The 12859-nt window shown below is 71.0% G+C and carries 14 protein-coding genes; 8 read left to right on the top strand and 6 right to left on the bottom strand.

Annotation, left to right across the window (positions count from 1 at the left end; genetic code table 11):
- Window positions 1-52: 52 nt before the first annotated feature.
- Entirely contained in the window at window positions 53-871 is an 819-nt protein-coding gene (locus ACQEXA_RS20820) for a lysozyme (protein ID WP_432932384.1), read from the bottom strand.
- A 250-nt stretch (window positions 872-1121) separates the two neighbouring features.
- Between ACQEXA_RS20820 and ACQEXA_RS20815 the strand changes: the two genes are divergently transcribed.
- Window positions 1122-1628: a MarR family winged helix-turn-helix transcriptional regulator gene (locus tag ACQEXA_RS20815; protein ID WP_432932386.1), complete on the top strand. Its 507-nt coding sequence runs from the start codon at window positions 1122-1124 to the stop codon at window positions 1626-1628.
- A 46-nt stretch (window positions 1629-1674) separates the two neighbouring features.
- Here ACQEXA_RS20815 and ACQEXA_RS20810 read toward each other — a convergent pair whose 3' ends face one another.
- Entirely contained in the window at window positions 1675-2463 is a 789-nt protein-coding gene (locus tag ACQEXA_RS20810) for a protein phosphatase 2C domain-containing protein (RefSeq protein ID WP_432932388.1), read from the bottom strand.
- A 358-nt stretch (window positions 2464-2821) separates the two neighbouring features.
- On the opposite strand from ACQEXA_RS20810, the gene ACQEXA_RS20805 reads away from it, so the two are divergent.
- From ACQEXA_RS20805 to ACQEXA_RS20780, 6 genes are all read left to right on the top strand, one after another.
- Window positions 2822-5707 carry a nitrate- and nitrite sensing domain-containing protein gene (locus ACQEXA_RS20805; RefSeq protein ID WP_433130764.1) on the top strand — a complete coding sequence of 962 codons (2886 nt, stop codon included), beginning with the start codon at window positions 2822-2824 and terminating at the stop codon, window positions 5705-5707.
- Window positions 5704-6207, top strand: a complete 504-nt coding sequence (locus tag ACQEXA_RS20800) for a roadblock/LC7 domain-containing protein (RefSeq protein ID WP_432932392.1) — start codon at window positions 5704-5706, stop codon at window positions 6205-6207. The genes ACQEXA_RS20805 and ACQEXA_RS20800 overlap by 4 nt, the downstream gene beginning before the upstream one ends.
- Window positions 6204-6608, top strand: coding sequence for a DUF742 domain-containing protein (locus ACQEXA_RS20795; RefSeq protein WP_359400993.1), 405 nt, complete (start codon window positions 6204-6206; stop codon window positions 6606-6608). Before ACQEXA_RS20800 ends, ACQEXA_RS20795 begins: the two co-directional genes overlap by 4 nt.
- Window positions 6589-7227, top strand: a complete 639-nt coding sequence (locus ACQEXA_RS20790) for a GTP-binding protein (protein ID WP_432932394.1) — start codon at window positions 6589-6591, stop codon at window positions 7225-7227. The genes ACQEXA_RS20795 and ACQEXA_RS20790 overlap by 20 nt, the downstream gene beginning before the upstream one ends.
- A gap of 22 nt (window positions 7228-7249) precedes the next feature.
- On the top strand, window positions 7250-8485 hold the full coding sequence (locus ACQEXA_RS20785) for a styrene monooxygenase/indole monooxygenase family protein (protein ID WP_432932396.1): 1236 nt from the start codon (window positions 7250-7252) through the stop codon (window positions 8483-8485).
- Window positions 8486-8693: 208 nt separating this feature from the next.
- Complete coding sequence (locus tag ACQEXA_RS20780; RefSeq protein WP_432932398.1) at window positions 8694-9032, top strand: hypothetical protein; 339 nt, start codon at window positions 8694-8696, stop codon at window positions 9030-9032.
- A gap of 166 nt (window positions 9033-9198) precedes the next feature.
- Here the strand turns inward: ACQEXA_RS20780 and ACQEXA_RS20775 are convergent, their stop codons facing one another.
- Complete coding sequence (locus ACQEXA_RS20775; RefSeq protein ID WP_432939547.1) at window positions 9199-10272, bottom strand: alkene reductase; 1074 nt, start codon at window positions 10270-10272, stop codon at window positions 9199-9201.
- Between the two features lie 116 nt (window positions 10273-10388).
- Here ACQEXA_RS20775 and ACQEXA_RS20770 point away from each other — a divergent pair, with 116 nt between their 5' ends.
- The gene (locus ACQEXA_RS20770; protein ID WP_433130762.1) at window positions 10389-10778 is read left to right on the top strand and encodes a MerR family transcriptional regulator; all 390 of its coding nucleotides are present in this window, start codon (window positions 10389-10391) and stop codon (window positions 10776-10778) included.
- Between the two features lie 141 nt (window positions 10779-10919).
- Here ACQEXA_RS20770 and ACQEXA_RS20765 read toward each other — a convergent pair whose 3' ends face one another.
- From ACQEXA_RS20765 to ACQEXA_RS20755, 3 genes are all read right to left on the bottom strand, one after another.
- Window positions 10920-11648 carry a coiled-coil domain-containing protein gene (locus tag ACQEXA_RS20765; protein WP_432932402.1) on the bottom strand — a complete coding sequence of 243 codons (729 nt, stop codon included), beginning with the start codon at window positions 11646-11648 and terminating at the stop codon, window positions 10920-10922.
- Between the two features lie 102 nt (window positions 11649-11750).
- Window positions 11751-12065, bottom strand: coding sequence for a hypothetical protein (locus ACQEXA_RS20760; protein ID WP_359401010.1), 315 nt, complete (start codon window positions 12063-12065; stop codon window positions 11751-11753).
- Between the two features lie 61 nt (window positions 12066-12126).
- On the bottom strand, window positions 12127-12852 hold the full coding sequence (locus tag ACQEXA_RS20755; RefSeq protein WP_359401013.1) for a TetR/AcrR family transcriptional regulator: 726 nt from the start codon (window positions 12850-12852) through the stop codon (window positions 12127-12129).
- Between the last annotated feature and the right edge of the window lie 7 nt (window positions 12853-12859).

Raw genomic sequence — 12859 nt, 5'->3', positions numbered from 1 at the left:
GCCTTGTGGGTCCGGGGATCGCTCCCCGGGCCCCGGCCGGGGGTCTGTGGCGCTAGCCGTTGGCGAGTGCCTGGACCCTGTCGAGGGCGCCGTTGAACTTGTCGTGGTCCCCGACCGTCGGTCCGGACGACGTGTACTGCCACATCGTGTAGTACGCCCAGCCGGCCGGCAGCGTGCCCGGGTCGGCGGCATAGCGGGCGATCCATAGCGGGTCGGCCGAGGCGAAGCCGCCGTAGTTGCCGGTGCACTGGGTCCACCAGCTGGTGGCCGTGTAGATCACGGCGTTCCGGCCGGTACGGGCCCGGTAGGTGTTCAGGAAGTCGGCGATCCAGCTGACCATCGCGCTCGCCGACTTGCCGTAGCAGGCCGCCCCGTACGGGTTCCACTCGATGTCGAGCGTGCCCGGCAGCGTCTTTCCGTCCCCGGACCAGCCGCCGCCGTGGTCGACGAAGTAGTTGGCCTGGGCGGCGCCGCTCGTGGTGTCCGGGGTGGCGAAGTGGTACGCGCCGCGGATCATGCCGATGCTGTACGAGCCGTTGTACTGCTGGGCGAAGTAGGGGTTCGTGTAGTAAGTCCCCTCCGTCGCCTTTGAGTACGCCCAACGCACGCCGCTGTTCCACAGCGTGGACCAGGCGACGTTGCCCTGGTAGCCGGAGACGTCGACGCCTTCCGTCTGGGCGACGAGACTGGGTGCGGGCGCGCCGCCTCGGCCGTCGTGGGCCAGGACGCCCATGCCCATGTACGCGGTGCCACGGGCGGGTGTGCCCGCGGCGTGGGCCGGGAGGGCGGTCAGCAGGGACAGCAGGGCGAGCAGGATTCCGGCCGCGAGCAGGCCGGGCTGCCGGAACGATCCGGGTCTGTGCACGGGCATACGAGCCTCCGGGTGACTCGGTGGGGGGAGACGCCCGGGCGGGCCGGGCGCGTGGGGAGTGCCGGTCTCGGCTGCACAATGGCGTGAGCATGCCAGAGGCCGTCAACGAAGCTAGGCACGTGGACCCGGGCTGGGAAGAGGGGTCGGAGAACGCCGTTGGTCTAAGCCTGCGAAATACTGGCGGAGCTGCGGCAATGGCGATGCTCGGCGGAAACTTTCAGGAACGGGAAACCGGGGCAGGGGTACTGACGTGCACGAGCATGGAAACGGCGAGGAGCGCGGGGGCGACTCCGGCGTGCCGGAAAGCGGTCTGGAATGCGGCGGCGCGGACCGGGAATTCCTCTCCCTGGAGCGTGAGCTGACGGTGTTCCTGCGACGGGCGAGGGCCAATCAGGGCGAGATGGCCCGAGAGGTCCACCCGGACCTGGAGCCCGCGGCGTACGGCCTGCTCGTGCGCCTGGACGAGTACGGCCGGCAGCGTGCGACGGAGCTCGCGGCCTACATCGGCGTCGGCAAGGCCACCATGTCCCGCCAGTTGCGCGCCCTGGAGGACCTGGGCCTGGTGGCCCGGGAGCCGGACCCGGCGGACGGCCGGGCGTGGCTGGTCCACCTCACCGAGGAGGGCCGCACCCGGGTGGGAAACGTGCGTGAGGCGCGCCGTGCGCTGTACGTGCGGGAACTGTCCCACTGGGACCGGCGCGAGGTGGCCGAACTGGCCCGCCTGCTGAACCAGTTGAACCAGAGCATGGAGAAATAGCCTGCTCGGGGCCTGCTCGGACCCCGCACGGCTCCCCGCGAGCCGCTCACAGCTCCACGTACACCACCGTCGCGTCGTCGTGCGTCTTGCTGCGGCCCAAGTACGCCCGCTCCTCGCGGTCGCCGGCCTCCAGGGTCCGTACGCGCTCCACCAGTGCCGCCGCCCCCTCCTTGCGCACGAGCGAGAACAGATCCGTCCAGTCGCCCTTGTGGAACTTCTCCGTCCAGCGGGTCGCGCCGTCCGTCAGGGCCGTGAGCGTGCGTACCGCCGCACGCGGCAGCTCGCCCGTCACCGCGCGGGCGGCGACCGACGGGTCCGCGGCCGCCGTGAAGAAACCGCCCTCCTTGTTGCGGACCGTCGCGTCCGCGATCGCGTCCGTCGCCAGACTGGCGCGCGGTATGCGGGCGAGGCGGTCGTCCAGGAGAGCGGTGACCGTGCCGTCGGGGGCTTCGATCAGCAGGGCCGAGTCCGACAGGACCAGATACTCCACCGTGGCGTGCGACCAGCGGGCGAGGACCACGGTCGCCTGGGGTGTGCGTGGGTGAGAAAGGTCACAGGTGGAGGTGTGGGTGTCGGCGGTGCGTCTGACGGCGGCCGACAGGATCTCCGCCAGGGTCAGATCCCGGCGGGAAACGGACAGTTCGGTCAGTGCCCCGCCGAGTCGTGTGCTGAACCAGTGGACGGAATGAAGACAGCCGTAGTCGGCCGGCGGCGGAGTCACGCCGTCCAGGACGACCAGCGCCCCACCCTGTCCTGAAGCCGGAAGCGCGAGTGCGGCGAAGTCCTCGTTGGGGCGGGCCGGGTCGCCGGGCTCGGAAATCAGTTCAGTACGCATTCGGCCAGTCTGCACGAGCCCTTCACAAGGTCCACCAGAGGTTGGCAACGGTCGCCGAAAGGGTGCGACCGGCCTGGTCAGGCGCCTGGTTTGGTACGGAATGATCGGCTCCGGTGGAGCGTGGTGGCGAATACTGCCAAAGTGCGCCGCCGACGTCCAACCGGCCCGCCGTACGGGGCCCCCGGGCGGGCTCGGGGAACTTGCCGCCAACTCCCCGCCGATGTTCACTCCTTCGGGTGGCGGGTCAGGCGAAGCGAGACCTCTGCCCACCGGCACTGGGAGGGTCGAAAACCGTCGTACCGGGTCGACGCCCCAGTAGACGGACCGTCACCCGGGCCCATGGGTTAACGAGTCAGGAATGCGAGCACCGGTGCAGATGAAGCGGCCTCGGCGCACAGGCAAGCAGACGACCCCCGAACGGAACGCCTCGTCCGGGTCCGCGGGCAGTGGCCGTCCCGCCCATGTGCGCAACCGGCTGATTGTCGCCGTCGCCGTGGTCGCCGCGGCGATCGCCGGCGCCGGGGCGCCGAGCGTCATCGCCGCCTCGGGACAGCTGAGCGACTCCCAGAGCCTCGTGACGCTCACGGAGCAGGCACAGGACGCGCTCGTCCTCGCCCACTCGCTGGCCGACGAGCGCGACGTGGTCACCTCGTGGGTGGCCGCCGGGCGCCCCAAGTCCGCGACGCCCGCCGAGCAGCGCAGCGCCAGCGTCGACCGCGAGATCGAGGACCTGCGCGCCGATCCGGACCTCCCGGCGGCGCTGCGCAAGGACCTCGACGACGTGGGCTCCGTACGCAGGGCGGCGCTCGTCGGCAAGAGCAGCGCCCTCGAGGCGCACCAGGCGTACTCCGCCGCCATCACCGAGCTGCACGCCCTCGCCGACCAGCTGGCCGGGAAGATCCCGCCGCGCGCGGGCTCCGGCGCCTATGCGCTCGCCGAGCTCGACAGGGGGGTGCAGCAGGCGGCCGCCGCCCGAGGACTGCTCCTCGCGGCCCTGAACATCCCGCGCACCACCCAGACCACGATCGACCCGATCACCGGCCTGCCTACGACCACCACCAGCTCCTCGGACGCCGACGCCAAACAGCGCGACGCGCTCACCGCCGCCGCACAGCAGGCCGCCGTGCGTTCCGACGCGGCCGTCGCCGACTTCCACGACACAGCGCCCGCCGCGGCCCGGAACTCGTACGACTCCACGGTCAACGGCCCCGAGGTCACCTCCGCCGAGCAGTACCTCAAGGCCCTCACCGACCAGCCCACCCTCTCCGACAGCGACCTCGGTCTCAGCTCCAAGAAGGTCGAGGCGGCGCTCTCCGCCCGCGTCGACCTCATGCGGGGCGTCGAGTCCTCGCTCTACGAGGGCCGCAGCAAGGACCTCGCCCATCTGCGCGATGACGATGTCACCGCGCTGGAGATCCGCATCGCCGTCCTCGGCGCGCTCATGCTCATCGCCGTCGGCATCGCCACGGGCATGGCCCGCGGCCTCACCCGCCCGCTCGCCGTCCTCCGTATCGGCTCGGCCCGCGTCGCCGCCGACCCGGCCGCCGAGGAACCGGTGAAGTTCACGGGGCGCAACGACGAGTTCGCCCAGGTCGTCCGCTCTGTCAACGCCCTGCACGCGCACGCCGTCGCACTGCAGGAGCGCCTGAACACGCTGGAGGCCGACCGCAAGCACCTGGTCGGCCAGCGCCAGACCATGGCCGACGAACGCTCCCGGCTGCGCAACGAACTCACCCAGGCCTCCGCCCACCTGGAGCAGGTCCGGCACAGCATCCACTCCACCTTCGTCAACCTCGCCCTGCGCACCCTCGGCCTGGTCGAGCGGCAGCTCGGCGTCATCGAGAGCATGGAGGAGCGCGAGCAGGACCCGGATCGGCTCTCCACGCTCTTCAAGCTCGACCACTTCGCGACGGTCATGCGCCGGCACAGCGAGAACCTCCTGGTCCTGGCCGGCACCGAGCACGTCCAGCAGCACGCCGGACCCGTGCCGCTCGTGGACGTGGTCCGCGCGGCGGTCAGCGAGATCGAGCGGTACGAGCGCGTCCGGATCGCCGCGCTGCCGCCGCACGCGAACCTCGCCGGTTTCGCCGCCGACGACCTCTCGCACCTGGTGGCCGAGCTCCTGGAGAACGCCACCTCGTTCTCGCCGCCGGACGTCGCCGTCGAAATCTCCGGCTGGCTGCTGGAGAGCGGCGAGGTGATGCTCTCCGTGCAGGACGAGGGCATCGGCATGAGCGGCGAGCGGATGAGCCGGCTCAACACCCGCCTCGCCGAATTCGACCCGGACGACCCCTACGACCAGGAGAGCGGCGAGGGTCTCGGACTCGGACTCTATGTGGTGGCCCGCCTCGCCCACCGGCACGGCGTCCGCGTTCAGCTCCGCGAGCAGAAGCAGGGCGGTGTCGCGGCGGTCGTCGTCCTGCCCAAGCCGCTGCTCGCTGCCGCCCCGGCCGCCGCCGTGCCCGCCTCGGGACCCGCGGCGGCCGGCCCGCACACCATGTCCCTGCCGGGCGCGGACGCGGAGGTCAACTCCAACGTCCTCAGCAGCCGTTCGCGGATGACCGTCCTGGAGCCCGAGGGTGACGAGGACCCGCTGATCGCGGCGGCGGCGCAGGCCGTACGGGAGCGCACGGAGACCGAGGGGCCGCAGGAGCCCGTACGGGACGAAGACGCTCTGCTCGGGGAACGGACGGCGTGGAACGGCGGGCCGGCACGGGAGCCGGTGGCCTTCGTGCCCGAGTCCGGTCCGGAGACCACGATGGAGCTGCTGCTTCCCTCGCCGCGGACGGACGCACCGGCCCCCGCTCCCGTCGCCGACATCCCCGCCCAGGCGCCCGCCGACCCGTACGCCATAGGGCCCGACACCCACGAACGCATCGCCGACGGGGGCGAGTCGCGGCCCGCCCCCGCGCCGCAGGAGTCCTGGGAAGAGCCGGACGAGTCCGAGGTCCCCCGCCTCACGGCCAAGGGCCTTCCCAAGCGCACCCCGAAGATCTCCGCGCCCGCCCCGGCCCCCCGGCAGCGCTCCGGTGGTGTGGACGCCGAGGCGCTGCGCCGCAGGCTCGGCGGCTTCCACCGCGGCGCCGCGGAGGGCTACCGCCACGTCGAGGCGGAGAACGCCGAGAAGACGGCGGAGACCCAGGCCCCCGCACACCGGTCCACGGCACCACAGCACACGGCTACACCCGGCACGGCACAGGACGTAGAAGCATCGGGGGGCACAGTCGAGGAGGCAAGCAGTTGACCGCGCCCAGTACCTTCGGTCTGAGCAGTGAGGCCCGCAACCTGCACTGGCTGCTGACGAACCTCGTCGAGGAGGTGCCGGGACTGCTGTCGGTCGCGGTGGTCTCCTCCGACGGCCTGCTGCTCCTGTCCTCCGACCCCGGCCGCAACCTGGAGGCCCGCGCCGGGCAGGAGGGTAAGACCAGCGGCCCCAAGGGGTCCTCCGCGGACCTCGCCACCATCGTCTCGGGCATCGGCAGCCTCACCATCGGTGCCGCCAAGCTGATGGACTCCGGCAAGGTCAAACACACCATGGTCGCGATGGACGAGGGCAGCCTCTTCGTGATGTCCATCAGCGACGGCTCGCTGCTCGGCGTGCACGGTTCGGCAGACTGCGACATGAGCGTGGTGGCCTACCACATGGCGCTCTTCGTCGGCCGCGCAGGACATGTGCTGACGCCCGAACTCCGCAGCGAGCTACGCAAGTCCCTCGAGGCCCAGTCGGCGGGGAGCGTCCGATGAGCAGCACACCGAAGAAACTTCCCGTGCGGGGCGGCGACCGTAAGCCCGCCCGGGTGCGCCCCTACTCGCTCACCGGCGGACGGACCCGCTTCGGCCACGTCCTGCTGGTCGAGACCTTCGTGGCCGCCCTGGACGCCCCGGAGGAACGGCGTGAACTGACCAATGGTTCACTGTCCACCCGGGTGATGCCCGAGATGCGGGCCATCGTCGAGCTCTGCCGCCGTATGCGCACGGTGGCCGAGATCGCCGCGCTGCTGAGGATGCCGCTCGGAGTGGTCCGTGTGCTCCTGAGCGACCTCGCGGACCAGGGAAAGATCCGTGTGTACGGAACCGGTCACGGCCCTGGACAGCCGGACCGCGCTCTGCTGGAAAGGGTGCTGAGTGGACTCCGTCGTCTCTGACGCCTCCCCGGGCGTCTCCCCCCTCCTCGACGGCGAGGAGCAGCTGAAGTCCTGGCAGACGGACCGTACGCGGGCACCGATCGCCACGAAGATCGTGGTCGCGGGCGGCTTCGGCGTCGGCAAGACCACCCTCGTGACCGCCGTATCGGAGATCACGCCCCTCCAGACGGAGGCGCTGATGACCGAGGCCAGCGAGGAGACCGACGACCTCACCGGGACGCCTCAGAAGCTGACCACCACGGTGGCCATGGACTTCGGCCGCATCACGCTCGACGACGACCTGGTGCTCTACCTGTTCGGTACGCCGGGCCAGCAGCGGTTCTGGTTCATGTGGGACGACCTGGTGCGCGGCGCGATCGGCGCGGTGGTGCTCGCCGACACCCGGCGGCTCGCGGACTGCTTCCCGGCACTCGACTACTTCGAGAGCAGCGGCCTGCCGTACATGGTCGCGGTCAACCACTTCGACGGCAGCGACCGGTTCGAGCCCGACGATGTGCGCGAGGCCCTCACGATCCCCGCACACATACCTGTCATGATCATGGACGCGCGGCGCCGGATCTCGGTGATCGAGACCCTCCTGGCCCTCGTCGGCCACGCGCTCGACGTCACCCCCGAGTAGTCCCGATAGGAGCACCACCCGCATGCGGAAGATACTCGTCGTCGGAGCCGGTCAGTCCGGACTCCAGCTCGCCCTCGGCCTCCAGTCGCACGGGTACGAGGTCACCCTGATGTCCAACCGGACCGCGGACGAGATCCGCACCGGCCGGGTCATGTCGACGCAGTGCATGTTCCACACGGCGCTGCAGCACGAGCGTGATCTGAAGCTGAACTTCTGGGAGTCCCAGGCCCCGAAGATCGAGGGACTCGGTGTGTCCGTGGCCGGTCCGGAGTCGCAGCGCGTGATCGACTGGGTGGGCAAGCTCGACGGATACGCGCAGTCGGTCGACCAGCGCATGAAGATGGCCGGCTGGATGGAGACGTTCGCGCAGCGCGGCGGCCAGCTGGTCATCCACGGCGCGGCGGTCTCGGACCTCGACTACTTCTCCCGTACCTACGACCTCGTGCTGGTCTCGGCGGGCAAGGGCGAGCTGGTGTCGATGTTCGGCCGTGACGCCTCGCGCTCGCCGTACAGCGAGCCGCAGCGCGCCCTGGCGGTCGCCTACGTCCACGGGCTCGGCCCCCGCCCGGAGCACCCGGAGTACGACGCGGTCCGCTGCAACCTCGTGCCGGGCGTCGGCGAACTCTTCGTCATGCCGACCTTCACGAACACCGGTCGCGCGGACATCCTCTTCTGGGAAGGCATCCCGGGCGGCCCGCTCGACGTCTTCAACGGTGTCAAGGACCCGGCGGAGCACCTCTCCCTGACCCTGGAGTTCATGGAGCGGTTCACGCCCTGGGAGTACGCCCGGGCCACCAAGGTGGAGCTGACCGACGCGAACGGCACGCTCTCGGGACGCTACGCGCCCACGGTCCGCAACCCGATCGGCCGACTGCCCGGCGGCGGGCTGGTCCTGGGTGTGGCCGACGTGGTCGTGGCGAACGACCCGATCACCGGCCAGGGTTCCAACTCGGCGTCCAAGTGCGCCGCCTCCTACCTCGCTTCCATCCTGGAGCACGGGGAGAAGGAGTTCGACGAGGCCTGGATGGAGCAGACCTTCGACCGCTACTGGGACGTGGCCCAGTACGTCACCAAGTGGACGAACGCGATGCTCGGTGTGCCGCCGGAGCACGTCCTGAACCTGATCGGCGCGGCAGGCGCGATGCAGCCGGTCGCGGACCGCTTCGCCAACGGCTTCAACGACCCGGCCGACTTCGAGAACTTCTTCTACGACCCGGCGAAGACGGAGGCGTACCTGGCCTCGGTCGCAGGAGCCTGACGGGCTTCTGACCAGCGATTCGGCCGTCGTCACCGGTCGTCGTTGGCCGCCTTGGACGACCCAGAGACGGCCCCGGTTGTGTTGCCGGGGCCGTCGGCGATTCACCGGATGTGAGCCCTCGATGGGACCTGTGGGCGGGGTGGTCGCTCAACCGCAAGACGTCCGGACGGATCGTCAAGGTCAAGCAGCACCACTAGGACACCTGGACATGAGACAAGCAAGCAGTGCCATGCCGAACCGGCCCGGCGTCAGGACGGCCCTGCTGTGGGAAGCCGGCTTCGTTCTCGCAGCCATGTGCTGCTGGACTGTGCTGGCCGCGATCTACGACAACGCCGCCTGGGCCGCCCTGCTGGACGGTCCCAAGCTGCCGCTCGCGGCAAGCTTCCTGGTCGCCGTGTCACTGGTGGCCAGCCGGCTCCTGTGGATGAGCGGCCGCACGGCACTACGGGCTCTCGGTTACGCCATCACCGCGCTGCGTCTGACCGGTGTGCTGATGGTCTGCCTGCTGATCGCGCTGGAACTGTACGACTACGCCACCACCTGGTGACGAGCGCAGAGAGCCTGTGTCCGAGGCGGCAGGGCCGGCCGACGGCTCGTCCCCGGTCCGCCGCCACCCGGTTCGCCCCTGAACCGCCGGACAGGCCCTGGTGGCTGCGTCAGGCGACGTTCACCCTGCCGGCCACCTCGCGCAGGCGTCAGCCGCCATGCGGACGTCAGGCCGTGTGCTGATAGGCCGGATAGGTGAGGTAGCCGGCGTCGCCGCCCTGGTAGTACGTGGTCTCGTCGACGGGAGCGATCGGCAGGCCGATGCGGAGGCGTTCGACGAGGTCGGGATTGGCCAGGAAGCCGCGGCCGAAGCTGATCAGGTCGGCGCCCAGGCCCAGCCAGTGGTCGGCTTCCCCGCGGTCGGTCTGCTTGGGGCCCATCGGGAGGACCGGATTGACGATCAAGGTCCCGGGCCAGGCGCGGCGCAGAGCCATGAGCACCTCCTCGTCCGTGGTCGCCTCCAGGTGGACGTAAGCGAGTCCGAGACGGGACAGCTCGGTCAGCAACGCGGTGTTGAGGGCGAGCGCATCGGTCTCCTCGACGCCCCAGAAGCCACCCCCGGGGGAGAGGCGGATGCCCGTCCGGGCCGCCCCGATCGCGTCGACCGTCGCGGCCACGGCCTCCACGGCGAACCGGATCCGGCCCGCGATCGTGCCGCCGTAGCGGTCCGTGCGCCGGTTGGCGTTGGAGGAGAGGAACTGGGAGATCAAGTAGCCGTTGGCGCCGTGGAGCTCGGCGCCGTCGAAGCCCGCGTCGATCGCGCGGCGGGCCGCCTCGGCGTACGCGTGGGCGTGCTCGGGTACCTCGGCGGTGTCCAGTGCACGGGGGACGGGTGCGGGCTGCGGGCCGGTCGGGGTGAAGACGTCGCCCACCGCGGCGATCGCCGAGGGGCCCACGGGCCGATGGCCGGTCGTGTCGGGGTGCGAGACCCGACCGCCGTGCATGAGCTGGGCGAAGATCCGTCCGCCGCTGATGTGCACGGCGTCGGTCACGGCACGCCATGAGGCGACCTGCTCCTCGGTGTGCAGTCCGGGCGTGCCCAGGTTGGACTGCCCGACGAGGCTCGGCTGCACGCCCTCGGACACGATCAGTCCGGCCGTCGCGCGCTGTGCGTAGTACGTCGCCATGGACGGTGTGGCAAGGCCGGCGGCCGCGGCCCTGACACGGGTCATCGGGGCCATCACCATCCGGTTGGGCAGGGTCAGGTCGCCGAGTCGGTAGCTGCTGAACAACGTCGTCACGTCGGGCTTCTCCGTCCGTACATCGTGTGCCCGGACGTCGGGCACGGCGCTACGCTAAAACCTGACATGGATGTCAGAGGCAAGCGGTGTGGCGTGGTTCACCACAGGAGGCAGTCGTGCGGATCGGCGAGCTCGCGGCGCGTACCGACGTCAGCGTCAGGTCGCTGCGGTACTACGAGGAGCAGGGGCTGCTGACCAGCAGCCGGAGCGCCAGTGGGCAGCGGCACTACACGGAGGCCGAGGTGGAGCGGGTGCGATTCATCCAGCGCCTGTACGCGGCGGGCCTGTCCAGCCGGACGATTTCCGAGCTGCTGCCGTGCGTCGACACGCCCAGCGAGCGCAACTCCGATGCCGCTCTCGAGCGGATGGCGCAGGAGCGCAACCGGCTCTCCGAGTACATCGACGAACTCGTGCGGACCCGGGACGCCTTGGACGGTCTGATGGTCACGGCCCGGGCCCATCGCGAGAGCCTGCTCACTCCGGCCGGTACGGGACCGAGGCGCTGAACGCGCACGGTGGTTCCCCCGAGGCCCGGCTGTGCGTCGTCGCCGGGCTTTCGGACGACCCGGCGTCGGGGGGCGGGTCGTGCGCCGCCGGTTCCTCCGCGCCCTGCTGATACGGCCCACCGATCTGATCGGCGGCATATTTCAGGGCCCGTCACCCGCCACGGAGGGCGGCCGGTCGTCGCCCGCGGTGCCCGAGGCCGTCGCACTCGGCTGTTCGGTGACGGTCCCGGCTTCCTCGAACGCGGCCAGTGCCGCCAGTTCTTCGGGGCTGAGCGAGGCGAGCAGTTCCTCGGTGTCCTTCAGCTGCCGCTCGACGGCGTCCCGCGCCGTCTTCTGCCGGTCGGAGAGGGTGAGCTGTTCGTCGAGGGCCTTGCGCGCCCGGCGGGCCAGCTCGTCGGCCTGTCGTTCGAGCCTGGCCAGCCGCTGCACGTTCTCGGCCCGCTCGCGCGCCAGCCGGACGATCACACGGCCCACGTCGATCGCGTACTGAGGATCGCGGGCGAGCAACAGGCGTACGTACAGGGAGAATTCCGTGCTGCTCTGGTACTGCTGGCGGGCGAGCCGGCCGACCGCGGCCCGGCTGCTCTGCAGGGCGAGCCGGGTCCTGGCGAGGGACACGTCCAGCCGGGCGACCTCGGCCTGCTGCTTCTTCAGTCGCTCCGTAGTGGCGTTGTAGGTCTTGTTGGCCTGCTCGGACTGCAGGTAGCGGAGCTGAAGATCCATCAGGAGGCGCGAGATGGACCGGGTGCCCGGCTGCCCCGCCGGGTTGGTGCCGGGGTCCGGGATGAGGGCCTGCGCAGGGGTGGTGACGAGCAGGGGCGAGGCGGCCAGCGCCACCGTACAGACCAGGTGGAGCAGCCTTACCGGCATGTCATCACCTCCGAGTCGCGGGTGGCCCCTCCACCCCGCACCGGCAGGATGAGACGCGTGCCACCGGGGCGCCTGCCCGGTGGTCGGTTCGGCGCAGGAAGGTCACCCGTCGGCGGTGCCCGCGTTGCCGCCCGGCGTGGCGTCTGGCGTGCGGCGCGGCTTGGACCACGGCCACCGGAGCCGGCCGCCGCGGTCGCCCTCGGGGTCGTACTCGTACTTCCAGCCCGGGTGGAGACCGAGCTTCCGCGGCGGGCCCGCCTGGACACGCCGGTAGACGAGGACGGTCGGCGGGCCGCCGGCCGCGTCCGGTACCGGGACGCGGTAGGTCTTCGGCGGGTGGCCGGTCGGGCCGAGCAGGATCGGAAGGACGCGCCCGTCCAGGGGGCCGCCCACGAACGGGGTGTCTTGGCTCTTCACGGCACCAGTGTCCTCCGCGCCGGGACGGCGCCCTCGGCACGGTCCTTCGCGCGGCTCCGTGTCACAGCAGATGAGACGCGTCGCCGACCACCGACAGAACGCTCCGGACCAGTCTGCCGACCAGGCCCTCGGTGCTCTCCAGTGCCAGCGCGGCGCGCACTACGGCGGCGGTCTGCGGGTCGCGTCCCGCGCCGGCCACCAGACACGCCACGAACTGCTCCACGAGCCAGTCCCGCAGTTCCTCGACCGGCGGCTGCTTGTCCTCGTCGAGCCAGATGAGGGAGGCGGCCTCCACAGCGGTGATCCACGTCCGTACGGTCATCCGCAGCCGGGTCCCGGGTTCCTCGACGCCGAGGTGGCTGAGGATGTGCTCCGCGGCGGCCCTGCGTACCCCGTCCACGATGGCCGTGGTGCGGGACGTCTCGACCACGCTGCCGCCCTGGAGCAACGCGCTGAACCCGGCGTCGTGCTGGTCGACGAAGGCCAGATAGCGGTCGAGGGCACGGTTCAGGCGCCGCGTGAGCGGTCCCTCCGGGGGCTCGGCGAAGCACTGCTCGAGCTCCTCGGCGGCCGAGCGCAGGGCGGCCTCGTACAGCTGCTGCTTGCCGCCGGGGAAGTACCGGTAGACGAGGGGCCGCGAGACCCCGGCGGCCTCCGCCACGTCGTCCAGCGAGACATCCTCCGGTGCGCGGTGCGCGAACAGGGACAGCGCGGCGTCGAGCAGCTGGCTGCGCCGCTCCTCGACGCTGAGCCGACGGTACGCGCGGAGTGGGGCCTCGGAGGTCATATTCCGC

Origin of the sequence: Streptomyces sp. CA-106110 (assembly GCF_050936285.1) — a bacterium.
Classification (GTDB): Bacteria; Actinomycetota; Actinomycetes; order Streptomycetales; family Streptomycetaceae; genus Streptomyces.
Note: the sequence above shows the minus strand (reverse complement) of the source record. Positions and strands in the feature narration are given on the sequence as shown.

Excerpts from the sequence above, each read along its gene's own strand:
- ACQEXA_RS20765 (WP_432932402.1), bottom strand. The coding sequence starts at position 11,648 with ATGCCGGTAAGGCTGCTCCACCTGGTCTGTACGGTGGCGCTGGCCGCC.
- ACQEXA_RS20805 (WP_433130764.1), top strand. The coding sequence starts at position 2,822 with ATGCGAGCACCGGTGCAGATGAAGCGGCCTCGGCGCACAGGCAAGCAG.
- ACQEXA_RS20820 (WP_432932384.1), bottom strand. The coding sequence starts at position 871 with ATGCCCGTGCACAGACCCGGATCGTTCCGGCAGCCCGGCCTGCTCGCG.
- ACQEXA_RS20755 (WP_359401013.1), bottom strand. The coding sequence starts at position 12,852 with ATGACCTCCGAGGCCCCACTCCGCGCGTACCGTCGGCTCAGCGTCGAG.
- ACQEXA_RS20795 (WP_359400993.1), top strand. The coding sequence starts at position 6,204 with ATGAGCAGCACACCGAAGAAACTTCCCGTGCGGGGCGGCGACCGTAAG.
- ACQEXA_RS20810 (WP_432932388.1), bottom strand. The coding sequence starts at position 2,463 with ATGCGTACTGAACTGATTTCCGAGCCCGGCGACCCGGCCCGCCCCAAC.
- ACQEXA_RS20780 (WP_432932398.1), top strand. The coding sequence starts at position 8,694 with ATGAGACAAGCAAGCAGTGCCATGCCGAACCGGCCCGGCGTCAGGACG.
- ACQEXA_RS20785 (WP_432932396.1), top strand. The coding sequence starts at position 7,250 with ATGCGGAAGATACTCGTCGTCGGAGCCGGTCAGTCCGGACTCCAGCTC.